This is a genomic window from Blastopirellula sp. SH421 (assembly GCF_057808535.1).
This window is the reverse complement of the sequence record NZ_CM173712.1, coordinates 5,586,735-5,603,381: the sequence shown is the minus strand read 5'-3', so window position 1 is coordinate 5,603,381 and position 16,647 is coordinate 5,586,735. Positions and strand designations below refer to the sequence as shown.

Genomic DNA, 16,647 nt, shown 5'->3' with positions numbered 1-16,647 from the left:
TTCACTTCTGAGACGACAACCTGAGCGGCGAGCAGTATGAGCGGAAAACAATGGATCGAGCGACTCGAAAAACGCTTCGGCGATTTGGTCGTACACGTGGAAGTGGAAGCGATCGATCCCTGGGTCGAAGTCACGCCGGCCGGCTTGGTCGAACTATGTCGATACTTGCGCGATGCCGAAGACCTGCGGTTTAACTACTGCAATTCGATTTGCGTTGTCGACTACTTTGAGCCAGATGCGAAGAAGGCCGCCAAAAATGCTTGGCAGCCTCATCTGGAAGTGGTTTATCACCTTTCCAGCATTCAGCACAAAACGACCACGGTAGTCAAGGTGATGCTGCCGCGTTGGAAAGACAACATGCCGGGGCGATTGCCGGAAGTTCCCAGCGTCTCAGGCGTCTGGAGCACTGCCGATTGGCACGAGCGCGAAGCGTATGACCTGTCTGGGGTTTGGTTCACCGGGCATCCCAACTTGCAGCGGATCCTGTGTCCTGAAGATTGGGTTGGTTATCCTTTGCGGAAAGATTATGAGATGCCGCTGGAGTACCACGGTATTCGCGGTCGCTAGTCGCGGCGCGAGCATTGGCTAGGCGGTTCGAGATCCTTTTTGACATCAGCAGAACGAAGCGGTTATATGGCGACGTCACCTACTTCCGGCATCGTAGAGCTCGACGTCCGAACTGACGAAATGCTGGTCAATATGGGCCCGCAGCATCCCAGCACGCACGGCGTTTTGCGGTTGGTGCTGCGAACCGATGGAGAAGTGGTTTCGGAAGCGACGCCACACATTGGTTATCTGCATCGCTGCGCCGAGAAAATCGGCGAGAATCTGACGCCGCGGCAATGGATTCCATACACCGACCGAATGGACTATCTGGCCGCGATGAATATGAATCTCGGCTGGGCGCTGGCAGTCGAAAAGCTGCTTGATTACGACCTGCCAGAGAAAGCTCGCCATTTGCGGGTAATCATCGCCGAGTTGAACCGCATCGCGAGTCATTTGGTGGGGATGGGAACCTATGGGCTCGATTTAGGGACGTTTAGTCCGTTTTTGTATGCGTTTCGCGAGCGAGAGCGGATTCTTGATCTCCTGGAGGATGCGTGCGGCGCGCGATTGACCTACAGCTATCTCACGCCGGGCGGGTCCACGGCTGATTTGCCGCCGGGTTGGTTGCAAAAGTTGACGGCGTTTCTGGATCAATTTGAGCCAGTGATTCTCGACTATCACGCGCTGCTGACCACGAATGCGATTTTCATCAAGCGGACCGCGCAGATCGGCTTGTTGTCGGCAGAGATGGCGATTGACTATGGGTGTTCGGGCCCGGTTTTACGCGGATCGGGCGTCGATTATGACCTCCGTCGCGACGGCGAAGAGCGATATACCTCGCTGTACGCTGGCTATAAGTTTGAAGTAATCGTCGAGAAAAACGGCAGCTACCCTCGCGATCATGATTATCCGCCGGTGCCGGGCGAAGCGATTCTGGGCGATTGCTGGCATCGGTTTTACGTCCGCATGCTAGAAGTAATCCAGGCAATCGAAATGCTGCGGCAAGGGATCGAAAAATATAGCCAAGCGTCGGGAGACTGGGGAACGCCGATCAAATTGGCGACCAAATTGCCCAAGGGTGAGGCCTATCTAGAGACGGAGTGCCCGCGCGGCCAGATGGGTTTCTACATTGTGAGCGATGGCAGCGGATCGATTCCGCTGCGAGCACGAGCGCGGAGCAGTTGTTTCAGCAATCTATCGGTCGCCCCAGAGCTGTGCCGCGACTGTTTGATTGCCGACGTCCCGGCGATCATCGGCTCGCTCGATATTGTGATGGGTGAGATCGATCGCTAGATTCTCAAGGGGGATCGTCCATTATTTTCAGCGCCTAAGTAGTTTCGAGCTAGGGCGTTGAGCGTTATGATATCCGCATTCAATTACTCACGAATTTACTTTCCCCCCTCTCACGGCATACGGTAAAGGACCGCCAGCGAATGGCCGACTATTTTTCAACCTGGCTGCCACAAGGTTGGGATTGGCTCGGCTGGCTGATGGCTGCAAGCATCCAGGCCGTTTTGCTGCTGCATGTGATTGCGGTTGGCGCGGTCGTCTTTATCTGGCTAGAGCGAAAGGTTGCCGGCCGGATTCAAGATCGCCTTGGCCCGACGCGCACCGGGGGCAAGTTTGGTTGGCTGCAAACGTTGGCCGACGGGTTGAAGCTGCTGAGCAAAGAAGACCTGATGCCGCGGGACGCCGATCCCCTGCTCTTCAAGCTGGCTCCTTATATTTCGTTGGCGGCCTGTTTTACGGCGTTTCTGGCGTTGCCGTTTGCGAGCGGATGGGTTGGGGTGCGCCTGAACATTGCGCTCTTTTTTGTGATCGCCGTCTTGGGATTAGAAGTCTTTGGCGTGATTTTGGCCGGTTACGGTTCTGGCTCAAAGTGGTCGCTGTTTGGCGGCATGCGACAGGCGGCGCAGGTGGTCAGCTACGAAGTGCCGCTTGGCATCTGTGTGGTCGTGCCGGTTTTGATCAGCGGCACGATGGACCTGGTGACGATCGCAGATCAGCAATCAGGGCTCTTTAGCAATTGGCTTTTCTTTCATGATCCCTTTTGCATGATCCTGTTTTGGGTTTATTTCACCTGCGGCATCGCCAGCGTGAATCGCGCTCCATTTGACTTGGCTGAAGCCGAAAGCGAATTGGTCTCTGGTTTTTTGACCGAATACTCAGGCATCCGCTGGAGCCTGTTTTTTATGGCCGAATATGGTTCGATGTTTTTGGTCAGCGGCCTGGCGGCGATCTTATTCTTTGGCGGCTGGAATGGGCCGATCCCGATTTTCTTTTGGGTGCCGGAAGACAGCTTTGCGCTTGAAACGTTGGCCAATCTGGTGGGGCTGGCCAACTTTATGCTCAAAGCGGCTCTTGGTGTGATCGTGATGATGTGGGTTCGCTGGACGCTTCCCCGTTTGCGGATCGATCAGGTTATCTCGATGTGTTTGAAGTATTGCGTGCCGATCGCCGCGTTTTGCTTTCTCGGTTCGACCCTGTGGACAGCTGCTCATCTTCCTTTTCTGAATGACTTGTTGCCGATGCAGCGGCGCGGCGAAGTTCGCGAAGGCTGGGTGCAAAGCATCGATTACGAGATGCAACAGCTGGAGCAACGCTTGGCGACAGAAGCCTACCAGTTGAATTCGGCGGTTGAAGGGGGCCCGCAGCAGGAGGCGCAAGCTTCGCAAGAGGATGACGCGGCACAGCGTCTGGCGTCGATCCGAGCGTCGCAACCGGAGGGGGCGAGATGACCAACTTTCCGATGTTGCTGGCGGCCGAAATCAATTGGCACACCGTTTTTTTCTATGTGACGTCGCTGATTGCGTGCGGTTTTGCCCTGGCGATGGTCGTATCGAGCAACGTGGTGCGGATGGCCTTCTTTTTGGTGTTGAGCCTAGCTGCAACCAGCGGTTTGATCTTTTTGACCGGCGCTCATTTTGTTGGCGCGATGCAGTTGATGATCTATGTCGGCGGAACGGTGGTGCTGTTGGTCTTTGGGGTGATGCTGACCGCCCAGCAAGCGTTTATCAACATGCAGACCAAAGCCGGCGACTGGGTTCTGGCGCTGATTGTCGGCGGATCGCTGTTGGCCTTGCTGACTCAGATTGCGTTTAGCATTCCCGCTTGGCAAAGCAGCGACTACCAGGCTCGTCTGATGGCTGAACTGACCACCACCGAAGCAGAAGTTATCGCCGCGATGGCGGCCGACAATCGAACCGAGTTGACGCCGGAGGAAGCAGCAAAACTGCGACCGCTGTTGGCGAAAGTGAAATATGGCCAGCCTGAGTTGACCTCGCAGATTGGCTTGGGCTTGGTCGGAGTTCGAGCAGACAAGCCAGAAGTCGATTCGGTTGGCTTCGCTGGCTACTTGCTTCCGTTTGAAATTGTTTCGTTCCATTTGCTGGTCGTGCTGATCGGCGCCGCCTATCTGGCGCGCTCAAAAAGAAGTGCAGAGTCGCAGCGGACTGCCGGAGGGGACCGATGAACTTTTTGACCGAGCCGGTGGGGCTCTCGCATTTTCTGGCGGTCGGCGCATTTTTGTTTGTGACCGGAATCGTTTGCATGGCGACCAAACGTAACACGCTGGGAATCCTGATGGGGGTCGAGCTGGTTCTGAACGGCGCGAATATCAATTTTGTTGCGTTCGCCAGCCCTTATTTTCGTGAAGAGAATCTGGGGCTAGAAGGTAACCTGCTTGCGCTGTTTGTCATCGTGTTGGCGGCGGCGGAAGCGGCGGTCGCGCTGGCGATCGCACTGAACTATTACAACAACCACTCCACGATCGACGTCGACAAGGCGAATGAGTTGAAGGGCTGATGCTGACCCCCGAAGACAGTCTGCCAACGCTGCTCGGACTCGCGGTATTGCTGCCGCTAGTTTCGTTCTTCGTGATATTCTTGTTCGGCAAATGGCTCGAACGCCTGGGGGCGTATATTGCGACCGGAGCGATCGCCGCCGCGGCGATGTGTTCGTTGACGGCCGCTGTGATCTGGATGACTCAGCATACTCCTCCGCCGCTGCACGCGGCTCATCATGCCGAGTCGCATGCGATCTCGACTTCTCCGGTTCAGCCCGGCGGCTTAGTTCACGGCGAGCAGGACGTGCATGCCGCCGACGCGTATTTCATCCCGCCGGTCTACACCGGACATTGGTACTCGCTGGGACGCTTCTACGGTTCCGAAATTGCGATCAATTATTACATAGACGCGTTGACGATTGTGATGTTTTGCGTCGTGACCTTTATTGCGACCTGTATTCACTTTTACGCCAGCGGTTATATGCATGACGAACTGCATGTGGTGACCGATCACGAAGTGGTCATGGCCGACGGGAAGCATTTGAAGCGGCCTGGCCGCTATCCCCGGTTCTTCCAGTATCTGTCGCTCTTTTGCTTTAGCATGCTGGGATTGGTGATCGCTGGTAACATTGCAATGACCTTTGTCTTTTGGGAGCTGGTCGGCGCATGCAGTTACTTTTTGATCGGCTTTTACTGCGAACGACACAGCGCTTCGACCGCAGCGAATAAAGCGTTTATCGTCAATCGTGTCGGCGACTTTGGGATGCTGATCGGTCTGATGGCGATTTGGGCGAGTCTGGCGACCTTCAATTTTGGCGATGTCGACCGCAACGTTGACGGTACGATTGATTCGCACGAATACGGTCTATTCTCATTGCTGCGTCCTGCCGGTGAACATGGTCTGCACGAGTTGCACGTGCCGGATGGCATGGTGTTGCAAGGCGCAAGCGACAGAGTCAAAGAGCTGATCGTCGCCGCGAAGCCGGGGACGAAGACAACCGAGCTAGAGTCGCAAATTTTGGCCCAGGTTCCGCTGTGGCGCGACGGTCAAGTAGAAGGGGATACGACGCACTATGGTTACTGGCTGTTGGTGATCGCTGGAATCGGTATCTTCTGCGGTTGCGTCGGCAAGAGCGCTCAGTTTCCGCTGCATGTTTGGTTGCCTGACGCGATGGAAGGGCCGACTCCGGTTTCGGCCTTGGTGCACTCGGCGACGATGGTTGCGGCTGGCGTCTTTTTAGTCGCCCGGTTTTATCCGGTCTTTGCCCCTGAGGTTTTGCTGGTTATCGCTTGGACCGGATGCATCACGTTGTTGATCGGCGGTTCGATCGCGATTGTCGCTACCGACATCAAGCGCGTGCTGGCCTATTCGACCGTGAGCCAGCTCGGCTATATGATGTTGGCGTTGGGCGTCGGCGGTTGGACGGCTGGGGTGATGCACTTGGTGACGCACGCTTTTTTCAAAAGCTTACTCTTTATGTGTTCTGGGTCGGTGATTCACGCCGTTCACACCAACCAGATGACAGAGATGGGCGGTCTGCGGAAAAAGATGCCGTACACGGCTTACACGATGCTGATCGGCTGTTTGGCGATTGCCGGCGTCGGCGTACCGTCGGCGCTGGGTATTCCGTTTGGTTTCTCGGGGTATTACTCAAAAGACCTGATGCTGGAGCAGGCCTATCTGTTTCGATCGGCGAATCCGCTGATGGGGTCGATCTTCTTTTACGCCGCTACCGGCGGCGCCGCGATCACGGCGTTTTACATGTTCCGCATGTGGTACTTAACATTTGCTGGCGAGCCGCGTGATGAACATCGATATGAACACGCCCGTGAGTCGCCGCGCGTGATGTATGTACCGTTAGTCGTGTTGTCAGTGATGGCGATCATGATTGCGTGGCCGATTTTTGGCGACTATGGATTGACCAATCTGATTGAACAAGGTCGCCCGGTGGGGCTGTGGTCGGACATGGCGAGTCTGGACGGAGGCTATGTCTGGCTGCACGAATCGAAAAGTCATGTCGACGAGATTCGGACGCCGGTCGGATTGATGGCGTTTGGCGCCGCGATGGCGGGGATCTTTTTGGCGAGCGTCATGTATTTGTGGCGGACGCTTGATCCGGCCGACGCGCGGCGCACGTTTGCCCCGATCTACAAAGCATTGATCCACAAATGGTGGTTCGATGAAGCGTATGACCTACTGTTTGTGCGACCTGCGAAAAGAATCGCCGCTTGTGCCGCTTGGTTGGATCGGCAGTGCATTGATCGTTTATTACACGGGCTTGCTTGGGCGGTGCGACAGATCGCGCGTTGGGGTGAAACTTGGATCGATCAAGCTGCGATAGATGGAGCCGTCAACTGGTTGGCGGCGAAGACCTATTTCACTGGTAATTCGCTACGAAGTTTGCAGACCGGAAGTCTGCGGCAATACGTGATGTTGATTGTCGTCGGCACGCTGGCGTTGTTTGTGCTAATGAGTTTTTGGTCGTACGGTTTTGCTCGCTAGTTGTTTACGTTAGGCAACCTGTACCGAGGTTTGTGAACCGCGGGAAATGGAACTATGGATCTCGTTACTTGCTCCATGTCGGCCCTCATCTTCTTTCCGTTGGCCGCCGCTGCGCTGATTGCGCTGATGCCTGGGGATCAGAAGCACGTGATCCGCTTTACCACGCTGTTAGCGACGCTGGTGATGTTTGGGATCGTGTTGTTGGGGATGGCGCTGCCGACGAACGAATCGATCAGCTTCGACATCGAGACCGCCGGCATGCAGAATGTCGTCAGTATTCCGTGGATTCCGTCGTTCAATATCGACTACTTCTTGGGCTTTGACGGGATCAGCTTTCCGCTGGTCGTGCTGACCGCGCTGATCAGCGCTTTGGCGATGGGGGCGAGCTGGACGATCGACAAGCATGTCAAAGGTTATTGCGTCCTGTACCTGGTGTTGTTGACCGGGATGATGGGGGTCTTTATCTCGCTTGACTTCTTCCTGTTTTACATCTTCTGGGAAGTGATGCTGCTGCCGATGTACTTTTTGATCGGCGTCTGGGGAGGCCCGCGGAAAGAATACGCGGCGATCAAATTCTTCCTCTACACGTTGTTTGGCAGCGTGTTGATGTTGATCGCAATCTTGATAATTTACTTCAATAGTGATTTGCGTCAGCTGTCGCCACAGCAATTGGTCGATAGTCATGTTCGTTTGATCGGCGTCGAAGGTCTTGGTTCGGCCGACGATCCCTTGGCCGCAGCGACCAAGTATCACGAGACAATTTCCGCCGCTGAAACTCCGGTTCACACGTTTAACCTCTTGGCGCTGCAGCAACTGGGTCAGCACTCAGAAGTCTTTGACAAAAAGCTATTGTTTGACAAATCGTTGCAGTGGTGGGCTTTTGTGCTGCTGTTTATCGGATTTGCGATCAAAGTTCCGTTGGTCCCGTTCCATACGTGGTTGCCCGATGCGCACGTCGAAGCACCGACGCCGATCTCGATGATTTTGGCGGGCGTGTTGTTAAAAATGGGAGGCTACGGCATCCTGCGGATCTGTTATCCAATTTGCCCTGACGCCGGTTACGACCTGGCTTGGGTCGTCTGCTTTATCGGCGTGCTGAGTATGATTTATGGCGCCTTCGCGGCGCTCGCCCAGACCGATTTCAAACGGATGGTCGCCTATAGTTCAGTCAGTCACATGGGATACGTCGTGCTGGGATTGGGCGTTTGGAGCGCAACTGTGGTTGGCGATCCGGTTTCATGGAACATGGGCGTCAAAGGGGCGATGTTCCAGATGATCGGGCACGGCATCAGTTCGGCTGGCATGTTCTTTATGGTCGGCGTGATTTATGACCGGGTCCATCATCGTAATCTGAACGAATTTGGCGGCCTGTTCGGCAAAATGCCGGTCTATACGTCGTTAGCTATTATCGTTTTCTTCGCCGGTCTCGGGTTGCCTGGATTGTGCGGCTTCATCGGTGAAGCCTTTGTGGTGTTGTCGGTCTGGAAGTTTAGTGCAGCCCTGGCTGTCGCCGGCGCGTTTGTCGTGATTTTGACAGCTGGCTATATCTTGTGGGCGGTGCAACGCGTCTATCTTGGCGCCGAGTACAAAGGTCCGCACGCCGAAGCGCTGATCGACCTCAACCTGCGCGAGCTGGCGATTGCGGTTCCACTATGCGTGTTGGCCGTCTTATTTGGCGTGCTGCCGCACACGGTCTTCCGCTACATGGACGCGACGATCGACCAACAAGTGCAAGATCTGGCGACTTGGACCAAAGAAACCAAGATCCCGCGACTGCAAGCGGAGCAGACTGAAAAAGAAGCGACTGCCGCCATTGCACCGGTTATTGCAGTACCGGCTGTCGCCGCAGCGGCAGGCGAAATTTAACGACCTCAAGGCCCAGCGCTGATGTTTTACGAACTGATCGAGCAACTCCGAATCGATACGCTGCAGCAAAGCTTGCCTTTGTTCGGCGCCGAATTGACGTTGGTGGTTGCGATCGTCCTCATACTGCTTTGTCGGATGCTGCCGGTCCTGGAAAAGGTCGACTCGGTCTGGCTCGCGATTGTCGGCGTGATCGCCGCACTGATCGCGCTACGTCCGTTTCAGCCATGGTCGGTTGGCGTCGATGGGCCGGTGGCGATCACAATGGGACAATTGCAGCCGACCGAAATTTTTACCGGTATGCTGACCTACGACGGTTTCGCCATCGCGATCAAAGCGCTGCTGCTCTTTTTTTTACTCTTCTTCTTTTTGCTCACGAAGATTACGAAGCTTTCGTCTCGCTTTGACAGCGCCGATTTTGTGGTGTTGGTTCTCGGGGCGACGTTGGGGATGTTTATTATGGCGTCCGCCAACCACATGCTGATGATCTTTATGGGCGTCGAGATGGCGAGCGTGCCGTCGTATGCTTTGGTCGCGCTGCAGCGGCGCAGTAAGAAGGGATCGGAAGCGGCGCTAAAATATGTCGTCTATGGCGCTGGCGCCGCAGGCGTAATGCTATACGGCATCAGTTTGTTGTGCGGCGTTTTAAATTCGGCTCACTTGCCAACGATGGCGACCCGGCTTGGTGAGCTATTCGCGTCGCAGCCGAGCGGATCCGAGACGTTGGTTTTGGCGCTCGGTGGCTTGCTGTTGGGCGTTGGGCTCTCGTTCAAGCTTTCGGCTTTTCCATTTCATTTTTGGTGCCCTGACGTGTTTGAAGGGGCTTCGGCCGAAGTCGATGCGTTTCTTTCGGTCGCGTCGAAGACCGCTGCATTGGCCTTATTGGTGCGAGTCGCCGTCGGTTTTACGACGCTGCCGGTTCAGCCCGAACAAGTTGCCGCTGTGGCTCCGACGATTCAACAAGTTGCATTTGTCGATGCCGAAGCCGCGCCAGAAAAAGTGACCAGCACCGATCCTATGGCGCCGGCTCGCAATTTTGTCGTCTTGCTGACCGGTGTCGTTGCGGTGGTCACGTGCACGTTTGGCAATCTGGCAGCTTATGCTCAAACCAACATCAAACGCTTGCTCGCCTATTCGACGATCGCGCACGCCGGTTACATGATGATGGCGGTTCCGGCTGCAATCGCTGTGGCGGAGTTTGACCAAAATGCGGCCCGACAAGCGATCGCCTATCTGGCTCTGTACGCAGTGATCTATCTCTTCATGAACTTGGGCGCTTTTGCGGCGATTGCGTTTGTGCGCGAGGCAGTCGGCAGTGAAGAGATCAAGGATTACGCCGGCATGTTAAAGCGAGGGCCGACGCTAGCGATTTGCTTGACGTTGATTCTGGTCAGTCTGGTTGGCTTGCCGCCGCTGGCAGGTTTTTTGGGTAAGTTTGCGGTGTTTGCCGCGATTGCTCAGGCCTGGAATCTGACCTCGTCTCCGTTTTTGATGTTCCTGTTAGTCGTTGGTGGTTTGAACACGGCGCTTAGCCTGTTTTATTATCTGCGAATCGCCAAAGTGATGACCATCGATCGCGAGTCTGACGAGACGGCCCCAATGCAGCAGCCGATTGGCATCATCCAAAATGGCTACCTGGTGCTGGTTACATCGCCGCTGGTGCTGCTGATGTTTAATTGGGATTTTCTCAATGCTTGGCTGCTGGAAGCTGTTTCGCAAATTATTACCTAGTCGCCTTCCACCTGAAGTTCCTCTCGCATGACTTCTTCGCCTGCCGCATTGCTGTTGAACCAACTTGCGGTAATTCATCGTACGTCGCTGCCTGCCTATCTTCGCTATACGCGTCCGTGGGCTGCAGAGGGAGATGAGGACGCCGTCTCCATGCTGCGGCAAATCGCCGTCGATCATCAGTATGTGGTCGACAAGGTAACGACGCTGTTGGAGGCGGAAGGGTTGGAACCCCAGCGGGGAGACTTTCCGATGGAGTTTACCGGATTGCACGATCTGTCGATCGAATATTTGGTGCAGCGAACCCTGCAGTATCAAGAGAGCTTTATCGAGCGACTCGAATACCTAATCGACGCGCTGCCGGATGAAGCTTTCCCCCGCGCAATCGCCGAAGAGTCATGGGGAATGGCCAAGGGTCATCTGAAAAATCTACAAGAAGCCGCCGCTGAGCGGACTCGGCGCTAATCAAGAGTCTTTCAATCATGATGCTGTTTGATACCCACGCTCATCTGTTTGACGAAACGCTGATCTCTCTGATTGATGAGGTGGTCACTCGCGCCAGAGAAGCCGGGGTTTCGCAAATGTTGGTGGTTGGGACGACAGCTGAAGATAGCGTGAAGGCGATAGAATTGGCCGAACGCTTTGCCGAGATTCATGCGGCGGTTGGCATTCAACCTAACAACTGCGCTGCTGCGATGCCTGGCGATTGGGAACGCGTGATTGAAATGCTCGATCATCCCAAAGTGGTTGCGCTGGGCGAGACGGGACTCGATCGCTATTGGGACTACGCGCCGTTTGAACTTCAGCAAGTTTATTTCGATCGGCATTTGCGACTCTCGCAAGAGCGTGATTTTCCTTTCATTGTGCATATGCGCGACTGCGGCGAGGATATTGTCACGATGTTGCAAGCGGCGGCTCAGCGAGGACCGCTGCGCGGGGTGATGCATTCGTTCACCGGCGATGCAGCCCTGCTGCAGCAATGTCTTGAGCTTGATATGTACATCAGCTTCGCCGGCATGGTGACGTTCAAAAAAAGCGATGACTTACGTGATGTCGCCAAGTTAGTCCCCGCCGATCGTATTTTGATCGAAACCGATGCACCTTATTTGAGTCCTGAACCGGTACGTGGAAAAAGGACGAATGAGCCGGGCAATGTAGCGCATACGGCGGCTTGCGTCGCCGCTGCACGCGGCGAATCGCTTGAGGAGTTCGCCTATCAAACGACTACCAATGCACGGCGTTTGTTTCAGCGCATCGGCCAAGTTTGAGCGCAGCGCACAGCGCGGTCGGTTTCCTGGCTGATTCGATTGCGCTACAATACGGGACAAACTACATCGCCCGTTACGAAATAGCTGTCTCGAAAAAATAGAGGAGTTCAATCTATGGTCAAAACCGCCAGCACGATGTTGCCGCTGGGCACTCCAGCGCCCGATTTTTCGCTGATCAATGTTGATGGCTCGACTGTCTCGCTTGGCGATTTCGCTGGCGCTCCGGCGTTGGTGGTCATCTTCATGTGCAATCATTGTCCGTTTGTTAAACATCTGGCCGATGATCTGGCGAGCTTCGCTAGCGAGTACCAAGCTAAGGGCGCGGCAATTGTCGGGATCAGTCCGAATGACGCCGCTAACTATCCGGCCGATTCGCCAGAGCAGATGGTCGCCGAAGCAGAATCGCGGGGCTACACGTTCCCCTATCTTTACGATGAATCGCAAGATGTCGCCAAAGCGTACAAAGCGGCTTGCACGCCTGATTTTTTTGTCTTCGACAAGGATCAGAAGCTTGCTTATCGCGGGCAATTTGACTCAAGCCGTCCCGGTGGTGAGATTGCGATCACCGGCGAAGACCTCCGCAAAGCCGTCGATACGATTTTAGCCGGCGACAAACCGAGTGAAGATCAAGCTCCGAGCATCGGTTGCAACATCAAGTGGATTCCCGGCGCTGAGCCTGACTATTTCAAGCCGCAAGGGATTAACTCGTAGTCTGCTACTGGGCGGCGGCAGAGGTTTCGATGCGGGATTGTTCGGTCATGCGTCGGACAATCTCTGTAGGATCGCCGGTCTCTTGCATAATCATTCGTTGCCGATCGGCCCAGGTAGGTCGGTCGGCAATTGCTTGCGCCCGCTGCAAATATTGCTCGCAGCCCAGTTCAATTGCCGACGCCATTAGGCGTTCGACCAATCGGGCGGTGATCGTGCTAAGCGATTCGACCTGATAGGTGTACGAGTTGACCAGTTTGGCGTCTGAGCCAAACCGGCAAGCGCGCCATTTGTTTTGCCGCACCATCATCGGATGGCAATCATGTTGATAGGCGCCATGGTCAATTTCGTCGGAGAGCTGTTTGACTAGGCACTGGATCATTGCCGCAATGGTCATCGCGTCTTCTAGGTTGCCCGGCATGTCGCAGACGCGGACTTCGACCGTACCAAAGTTGTGATGCGGGCGAACGTCCCACCAGATCTCGCGAATGGAATTAATAAATCCAGTGTCAACCATATGATTGACTAGCCAGACGTATTCGCTCCAATTGCGCATCAGCGGCGGTAGTCCTGCGGTTGGCAGCCCTTCCATGATCTTGCTGCGATGTGAAGCGAGACCGGTATCGTGCCCTTCCCAATACGGACTGCTGGCTGACAACGCCAACAGCACCGGCAGATACTGCATGATGCGATCGCAGATCATCACCGCTTTGTCGCCTGATTCAACCCCGACATGCACATGCAAGCCGTTGGTGACCAAACGTCGCGCCATCTCTTGCAGCAGGTCGACCAGATTGAGATAGCGCTCGTTCTGCGTCACTTTTTGCTCACACCAATGCGAAAAGGGATGTGTCGAGCCCCACCATAGTCGCAGACCTAAATCGTCAGTCAAAGTTTGCACGGCCAGTAGTTTACGGCGGAGATCGCTTTCGGCCTCGTGGATGGTCGAGCAGATCTCGGTGTTGAGCTCTAAACAGCACTGCATCAACTCGGGCTTCATTTGCGCCGCGAGTTCGGGAGATGCAGCATCCAGTAGTTGTTGCATTGAACTGGATAACGCCATCGTTTGTGAGTCAACGATCCCTAGTTCTAGTTCAATGCCGACCGTAAACGTGTCGTTGGTGGTGAAGATTAATTTGCTCATAGCAGGGGTATCCATCCGGCGGAATCAAACAAACAACACGCAAATTAGGAGGCTTCGGGAGGTTCAAATGCATGAATGACGGTGCTCGCTAACATGCGTGCCCCGATCGCTAACACCGCTTCGTCGAGATCAAACAGCGGGCTATGCAGCAGCGGCGCGCGCTCGACAGCCGGCGGGCGACAGCCGAGTCGCGCCATCGCTCCTGGAACATGCTCCAAATAGAACGCGAAATCTTCGCCCCCCATACTGGCTCGGGGAATCTCGTAGATCGCTTCATGGCCGAAGGACTCGACGATCGCCCCTTTGAGTCGAGATATCGCCGCTACTTGGTTGATGACGGCGCTGGTGCCGACCTCAAAGCGTACCTCAATCGTCGTATTGGTCGTTTGTTCGATCCCGGCAGCTACCCGATGAATATGATCAATTGTGCGCTGGCGGACATTGATGTCCAGTGTGCGCAGTGTGCCGAGTAATTCGACTTGTTCCGGAATCACGTTGAGATTCTCTCCGCCGTGAATTCGCCCAAAACTGAGCACGACCGCATCTTGGCTGTCAGTTACGCGCGGGATCGATAAGTAGAGTGCATTGATCAGTTGGGCCGCCGCGGCGATCGGATCGCGAGACTCGTGCGGACGAGCCCCATGACCTCCTTGCCCCTGGATCAAGATATGAACCGCATCGCATCCGGCGGTCAACGCACCGACGCGCAAGCCAATGCGACCTGTTGGTAGCGTGGGATCGACATGCGTCGCGTAGATTTCACTCACATCTTTCAAAGCGCCAACCGAAATCATCTCTAACGCGCCGGTGCAGGTTTCTTCCGCCGGCTGAAAGATGGAGCGCAATCGGATAGGCCAGGGGAGTGCGCCAGCACGATCCAGTTGAACGACTAGCGCCGTCGCCCAAAGCGTGATCGTCGCATGAGCGTCATGCCCACAAGCATGCATCAAACCTGGGGATTGGCTGTGATAAGAAACACTTTTTTGATCATGAATCCGTAATGCGTCGATATCGCCGCGAATCGCGACCGCTTTGCCGAGTTGAGCACGATGTGGAGTTTGCCAGTCGGCCAGCACTCCACGTCCCTCAGGACCCATGCGTAGATCGATCCCCAGCGAGTTCAGCTCTTGATAGATCGCTAGACTTGTTTGGTATTCGTGCCCTGAGGGCTCAGGCGTTTGATGCAATTGTCGCCGAAAGTCGATCCACTTTGCTTCTTGGGCCAAGATCATCGCGGCGAGTTCGGATTGCCAGGCTCGTTCAATCATGCTTTAAGAGTACGCGGTAGAGAGCTAAAAGTTAATCATGGTTGGGTAACTCTAGCATTTTGGGGGGGCGGATTGATCGCTACAATCATGGCAAAACGCGCATAAAAAAAGACTCCCGAGGGAGTCTTTTAGGAACTGGGCAGTTTTGCGAAGCGCTTTGGCTTGACGATCAAATCGATTAGACAAATTCTGGTTCGATCAACGTCGGGATCAGGCCAGCTTCGTATCCCATTTTCAGGAATAGGCGAACGGCTTCGCGGCCTTTCTCGCCAAAGTCAACGGTCCAATCGTTGACATACATGCCGACAAATTGATCGGCCAGTTGGTTGTCGAGTCCGCGACCAAATTGCAGCGCGTAATCGAGCGCCTCTTGGCGATGCTCAAGCCCAAAGACGATGCTCTCTTTGAGCAGACGGGTGACTTCACGAATGTTGTCGGGGCCCATGTCTTTCCGAATTCCGTTGGCGCCCAACGGCAGCGGCAAACCGCCGGTCAGATCATGCCACCAAACGCCGAGATCAACGATCAGTTCTAGCTTTTCGCGCCCGAAGGTGAGTTGTCCTTCGTGAATGATCAAGCCTGCGTCGATCGGTTGGCCTTCAAATTCGCCAGCGGCGACTGTTTCGATGATTTGATCAAACGGGACGACAACATGCTTGAAGTCAGCCCCTAGGCAGAGACGCAAGCCGAGGAATGCCGAAGTCAGCGTCCCAGGAACGGCGATCGTTTTGGATTTTAGCTCTTCGAGCGAGCAAGCCTGCTTTGCAACAACCATCGGGCCATAGTTGTCTCCCATGCTGGCGCCGCACGAGCAGATCGCGTACTGATCGGCCAGGAAAGCGTAAGCATGAATGCTGATCGCGGTCAGCTCCAACTCTCCCTGGAACGCACGGCGGTTGAGGGTCTCGATATCGACTAACTCATGCTCAAAGCGGTATTCGCCGGTATCAATTTTGTCAGCGGCGAGCGCATAAAACATGAAAGCGTCATCTGGATCGGGACTATGACCGACGCGAATCAGTTGAGTCGAAGTGGACAAGGGAAGATCTCCGGAACAAAATCGCAAAATGCAGGCTAATCTAACAATCGTCGCCGATCTTCCCATGACACGCAACCGGGTCACAGGGGGAAGAAAGACGACCTTATTAGGTCAACCGCAGAGATCTGACGCGCGCAACCCATTTTACCAAGTTACGAGTCAAGATCGGAACTTGGCGGGATCACGCCGGCTGGACGAGGATGGACTAGGCGTCCAGCGAGAATCCAGAGCCTTGGCCGGCTTGGTATTGGCCAGCAGAATGGGAGTGCGAATTTGATCCCCAATGGGCTCCGCTAGGGGCAGAGCCTCCGTGGTTGAGATTTGTGTTCATCGGTTGCGAGTTGGCGGCGGTGATTTCTTTCACCTCTTCAAACGGACGCGCGGGCGCTTCCGGCATCATTTCGCACAATTGTCGCCAGGTTTCGCGTTCTTCTTCTAGAACCGGCAGCAGGTCGGTAATCTTCTCGTATTGATTTGTAATTTGGATATCCGACAGCTCGCGAAATAAGAACAGATAGATCCCTGCTACCTGACTTGCGATCGGCGCAATCTCTGGCTTGAGGTTGATCAGAATCTCGGTAACGATGCCTCGACAGCGCAGCAGCGCTTCCCAGGCCGCTTCATCCTGACCAGCACTCTTCAAGTGCACCGCTTGCTGTCCAAAACGAATAGCACCGCTGATTAATAGCAATTGCAGTTTTTGCGGCGTGGCAGTTAGAACTTCCGTCTCGAGGTAGGAATTACTTGCGCCGTATTCGAACATGATTGCTGCTGGGTTAAGTCGCGAGGGATTGCG

Annotated in this window: 15 protein-coding genes; 11 read left to right on the top strand and 4 right to left on the bottom strand. The window is 54.9% G+C overall.

Going from position 1 to position 16,647, the window contains the following annotated elements; translation table 11 throughout:
- Positions 1-36 precede the first annotated feature (36 nt).
- The 11 genes from SH421x_RS22570 to SH421x_RS22520 all read left to right on the top strand — a co-directional run bounded on the left by SH421x_RS22570 (position 37) and on the right by SH421x_RS22520 (position 12,403).
- On the top strand, positions 37-567 hold the full coding sequence (locus tag SH421x_RS22570) for an NADH-quinone oxidoreductase subunit C (RefSeq protein WP_488852276.1): 531 nt from the start codon (positions 37-39) through the stop codon (positions 565-567).
- A gap of 66 nt (positions 568-633) precedes the next feature.
- Positions 634-1,839, top strand: coding sequence for an NADH-quinone oxidoreductase subunit D (locus SH421x_RS22565; protein ID WP_488852275.1), 1,206 nt, complete (start codon positions 634-636; stop codon positions 1,837-1,839).
- Between the two features lie 140 nt (positions 1,840-1,979).
- On the top strand, positions 1,980-3,284 hold the full coding sequence (nuoH, locus tag SH421x_RS22560) for an NADH-quinone oxidoreductase subunit NuoH (RefSeq protein WP_488852274.1): 1,305 nt from the start codon (positions 1,980-1,982) through the stop codon (positions 3,282-3,284).
- On the top strand, positions 3,281-4,018 hold the full coding sequence (locus SH421x_RS22555; RefSeq protein WP_488852273.1) for an NADH-quinone oxidoreductase subunit J family protein: 738 nt from the start codon (positions 3,281-3,283) through the stop codon (positions 4,016-4,018). Before nuoH ends, SH421x_RS22555 begins: the two co-directional genes overlap by 4 nt.
- On the top strand, positions 4,015-4,350 hold the full coding sequence (gene nuoK, locus SH421x_RS22550; protein WP_488852272.1) for an NADH-quinone oxidoreductase subunit NuoK: 336 nt from the start codon (positions 4,015-4,017) through the stop codon (positions 4,348-4,350). The genes SH421x_RS22555 and nuoK overlap by 4 nt, the downstream gene beginning before the upstream one ends.
- Entirely contained in the window at positions 4,350-6,833 is a 2,484-nt protein-coding gene (locus SH421x_RS22545) for an NADH-quinone oxidoreductase subunit 5 family protein (protein ID WP_488852271.1), read from the top strand. Before nuoK ends, SH421x_RS22545 begins: the two co-directional genes overlap by 1 nt.
- 54 nt (positions 6,834-6,887) lie before the next feature.
- Positions 6,888-8,699, top strand: a complete 1,812-nt coding sequence (locus SH421x_RS22540; protein WP_488852270.1) for a complex I subunit 4 family protein — start codon at positions 6,888-6,890, stop codon at positions 8,697-8,699.
- A gap of 21 nt (positions 8,700-8,720) precedes the next feature.
- Positions 8,721-10,427 (top strand): NADH-quinone oxidoreductase subunit N, encoded by a 1,707-nt coding sequence (locus SH421x_RS22535; RefSeq protein ID WP_488852269.1) that lies wholly within the window; start codon positions 8,721-8,723, stop codon positions 10,425-10,427.
- A gap of 27 nt (positions 10,428-10,454) precedes the next feature.
- The gene (locus tag SH421x_RS22530) at positions 10,455-10,889 is read left to right on the top strand and encodes a hypothetical protein (RefSeq protein ID WP_488852268.1); all 435 of its coding nucleotides are present in this window, start codon (positions 10,455-10,457) and stop codon (positions 10,887-10,889) included.
- Between the two features lie 17 nt (positions 10,890-10,906).
- Positions 10,907-11,692 carry a TatD family hydrolase gene (locus tag SH421x_RS22525; RefSeq protein WP_488852267.1) on the top strand — a complete coding sequence of 262 codons (786 nt, stop codon included), beginning with the start codon at positions 10,907-10,909 and terminating at the stop codon, positions 11,690-11,692.
- A gap of 114 nt (positions 11,693-11,806) precedes the next feature.
- Complete coding sequence (locus SH421x_RS22520) at positions 11,807-12,403, top strand: thioredoxin family protein (protein WP_488852266.1); 597 nt, start codon at positions 11,807-11,809, stop codon at positions 12,401-12,403.
- A 4-nt stretch (positions 12,404-12,407) separates the two neighbouring features.
- On the opposite strand, the gene SH421x_RS22515 is transcribed toward SH421x_RS22520, so the two are convergent.
- The 4 genes from SH421x_RS22515 to SH421x_RS22500 form a co-directional block, all read right to left on the bottom strand.
- Complete coding sequence (locus tag SH421x_RS22515; protein WP_488852265.1) at positions 12,408-13,544, bottom strand: carboxylate-amine ligase; 1,137 nt, start codon at positions 13,542-13,544, stop codon at positions 12,408-12,410.
- 44 nt (positions 13,545-13,588) lie between these two features.
- On the bottom strand, positions 13,589-14,812 hold the full coding sequence (locus SH421x_RS22510; RefSeq protein WP_488852264.1) for a M20 metallopeptidase family protein: 1,224 nt from the start codon (positions 14,810-14,812) through the stop codon (positions 13,589-13,591).
- 178 nt (positions 14,813-14,990) lie between these two features.
- Positions 14,991-15,851, bottom strand: a complete 861-nt coding sequence (locus tag SH421x_RS22505; RefSeq protein WP_488852263.1) for an MqnA/MqnD/SBP family protein — start codon at positions 15,849-15,851, stop codon at positions 14,991-14,993.
- 205 nt (positions 15,852-16,056) lie between these two features.
- Positions 16,057-16,614, bottom strand: coding sequence for a flagellar export chaperone FliS (locus tag SH421x_RS22500; protein WP_488852262.1), 558 nt, complete (start codon positions 16,612-16,614; stop codon positions 16,057-16,059).
- Between the last annotated feature and the right edge of the window lie 33 nt (positions 16,615-16,647).

What these genes read in the sequence shown, in the direction of transcription:
- SH421x_RS22555 (WP_488852273.1), top strand. Translation starts at nt 3,281, where the DNA reads ATGACCAACTTTCCGATGTTGCTGGCGGCCGAAATCAATTGGCACACC.
- SH421x_RS22570 (WP_488852276.1), top strand. Translation starts at nt 37, where the DNA reads ATGAGCGGAAAACAATGGATCGAGCGACTCGAAAAACGCTTCGGCGAT.
- SH421x_RS22515 (WP_488852265.1), bottom strand. Translation starts at nt 13,544, where the DNA reads ATGAGCAAATTAATCTTCACCACCAACGACACGTTTACGGTCGGCATT.
- SH421x_RS22510 (WP_488852264.1), bottom strand. Translation starts at nt 14,812, where the DNA reads ATGATTGAACGAGCCTGGCAATCCGAACTCGCCGCGATGATCTTGGCC.
- SH421x_RS22520 (WP_488852266.1), top strand. Translation starts at nt 11,807, where the DNA reads ATGGTCAAAACCGCCAGCACGATGTTGCCGCTGGGCACTCCAGCGCCC.
- SH421x_RS22530 (WP_488852268.1), top strand. Translation starts at nt 10,455, where the DNA reads ATGACTTCTTCGCCTGCCGCATTGCTGTTGAACCAACTTGCGGTAATT.
- nuoH (WP_488852274.1), top strand. Translation starts at nt 1,980, where the DNA reads ATGGCCGACTATTTTTCAACCTGGCTGCCACAAGGTTGGGATTGGCTC.
- SH421x_RS22500 (WP_488852262.1), bottom strand. Translation starts at nt 16,614, where the DNA reads ATGTTCGAATACGGCGCAAGTAATTCCTACCTCGAGACGGAAGTTCTA.
- SH421x_RS22525 (WP_488852267.1), top strand. Translation starts at nt 10,907, where the DNA reads ATGATGCTGTTTGATACCCACGCTCATCTGTTTGACGAAACGCTGATC.
- nuoK (WP_488852272.1), top strand. Translation starts at nt 4,015, where the DNA reads ATGAACTTTTTGACCGAGCCGGTGGGGCTCTCGCATTTTCTGGCGGTC.
- SH421x_RS22535 (WP_488852269.1), top strand. Translation starts at nt 8,721, where the DNA reads ATGTTTTACGAACTGATCGAGCAACTCCGAATCGATACGCTGCAGCAA.
- SH421x_RS22545 (WP_488852271.1), top strand. Translation starts at nt 4,350, where the DNA reads ATGCTGACCCCCGAAGACAGTCTGCCAACGCTGCTCGGACTCGCGGTA.
- SH421x_RS22565 (WP_488852275.1), top strand. Translation starts at nt 634, where the DNA reads ATGGCGACGTCACCTACTTCCGGCATCGTAGAGCTCGACGTCCGAACT.
- SH421x_RS22540 (WP_488852270.1), top strand. Translation starts at nt 6,888, where the DNA reads ATGGATCTCGTTACTTGCTCCATGTCGGCCCTCATCTTCTTTCCGTTG.